The organism is Delftia sp. ZNC0008 (genome assembly GCF_000799035.1).
Lineage (GTDB): Bacteria > Pseudomonadota > Gammaproteobacteria > Burkholderiales > Burkholderiaceae_C > Comamonas > Comamonas tsuruhatensis.
Genome location: NZ_JTKZ01000029.1, coordinates 1 through 1,768, shown reverse-complemented (window position 1 = coordinate 1,768; position 1,768 = coordinate 1). Strand labels below are relative to the sequence as shown.

Annotated in this window: 2 protein-coding genes; one reads left to right on the top strand and one right to left on the bottom strand. The window is 66.4% G+C overall.

Annotated features, from left to right (window positions below):
* Positions 1 to 467 (bottom strand): fasciclin domain-containing protein (locus L995_RS00890; RefSeq protein WP_047468233.1); only part of this gene is annotated, 467 nt, incomplete at its 3' end.
* A 312-nt stretch (positions 468 to 779) separates the two neighbouring features.
* Here L995_RS00890 and L995_RS00885 point away from each other — a divergent pair.
* Entirely contained in the window at positions 780 to 1,751 is a 972-nt protein-coding gene (locus tag L995_RS00885) for a ferritin-like domain-containing protein (RefSeq protein WP_034397170.1), read from the top strand.
* Positions 1,752 to 1,768: the final 17 nt, after the last annotated feature.

Sequence of the window (1,768 nt, the reverse complement as noted above, 5' to 3'; positions counted from 1 at the left end):
GTCAGCATGATCTTGGAGCCGCTGGACTTGGCCACCAGCGTGCCGCCGCTGACGGTCTTGATGCTGGCCATGCCCTTGCCGTCCTTGATCATCTTGGACAGCGCCGCTGCATCCCACTTGCCGGCCACCACGTGGTAGGTCAGCACCGTGGTCAGCGTGCCCTTGTTCTCGGGCTTGAGCAGGGTGTCCACCGTGCCTGCGGGCAGGGCCTCGAAGGCGGCATTGGTGGGCGCGAACACGGTGAACGGACCCGGGCCCTTGAGCGTATCGACCAGGCCCGCCGCCTTGACGGCTGCGACCAGGGTGGTGTGGTCCTTGGAGTTGACGGCGTTGTCGATGATGTCCTTGGACGGCAGCATGGGTGCACCGCCCACCATCACATCGGCCATGGCGGCCACGGAGGCAGCCGACATCACGATGGCCAGGCCGAACGAGGCCAGCTTGCGGGTGTTTTGAATCGAGACCATGGAATGCTCCTAGCGGGTTGATGACAAGCCGAACGATTCCGGCTGATCTGGATACGCAGCGCAGCGGGGTCTGGATTCAAAAAAGAAAAAGAAACGGCTGCATCCGCAAACCGTTACCTGCGCTTTCAATTGCGGCACATCCAGACCTGCGCGGCCTGCGTACTGCCGGATAGCGGGGACGCATCCCATTCCCCTGGAGCAGGTGGCCACCTCTTCAGTGGAACGCGCTTTCGCCACACCCGTGTGCTTTCGGCCGGAGGCGCATTCTTCACGTTGACCGTTCGCGCCTGCCGCGAACCGAGAGGAACCATCATGTCCGACGAATCAGTGTTGATCGGGGTTTTGCAAAAACGTGCCAAGAAGCTGGAGGACAGGCGCCAGTTCTTCCGCAAGACCAGCGGCGTGGCCGTGGGCATGGCGGGCGGGGTGATCCTGTCCGCCTGCGGCGGTGGCGGGGGCGATGCGAATGCGCAGGCCAACGGGCCCACGGATGCGGAGATCCTGAACTTCGCCCTCAACCTGGAGTATCTGGAGTCGCAGTTCTATCACTACGCGGTGTTCGGCACCGGCCTGCCCGCCAACCTGCAGTCGGGCGTGGGCACGCAGGGCGCCATCACGGGCGGCCGTGCCGTGGCCTTCAAGGACCCCGTGGTGGCGCAGTACGCCAAGGAGATCGCCCAGGACGAGATCGCCCACGTGGCCTTCCTGCGCGCGGCGCTGGGCTCGGCCGCGGTGGCGCAGCCGCAGATCGACATCGGCGGAACCGACCCGAACGGCGCCTTCTCGGTGGCCGCGCGAGCGGCCGGGCTGGTGGGCGCGGGCACGGCCTTCGATCCCTATGCGAGTGACGAGAACTTCCTGCTGGGGGCCTTCATCTTCGAGGACGTGGGCGTCACCGCCTACAAGGGCGCATCGCCGCTGATCACCAACAAGACCTATCTGGAGGCAGCCGCCGGCATCCTGGCCGCCGAGGCCTACCACGCAGGTCTGGTGCGCACGGTGCTGTACGCCAAGGGCCTGGCCACGCCCGCGCTGCGCACGGCGGCCGGCGCCATCTCGGATGCGCGCGACAGCCTGGATGGCTCCACCGACGTGGACCAGGGCATCACGGGGGATGCCACCACGTCCAACATCGTGCCGCTGGATGCCAACGGCATCGCTTTCAGCCGCTCGCCGGGCGACGTGCTGAACATCGTGTACCTGACCAAGGACACGGCGACCAAGGGCGGGTTCTTCCCGGCCGGCGTGAACGGCTCGCTGGTGATGAGCAGCGCCTACGCCTGACGCGGACCGCCCGCCTG

Bases quoted from the DNA above. Each gene is read 5' to 3' on its own strand.
- L995_RS00885 (WP_034397170.1), top strand. From the start codon at position 780: ATGTCCGACGAATCAGTGTTGATCGGGGTTTTGCAAAAACGTGCCAAG.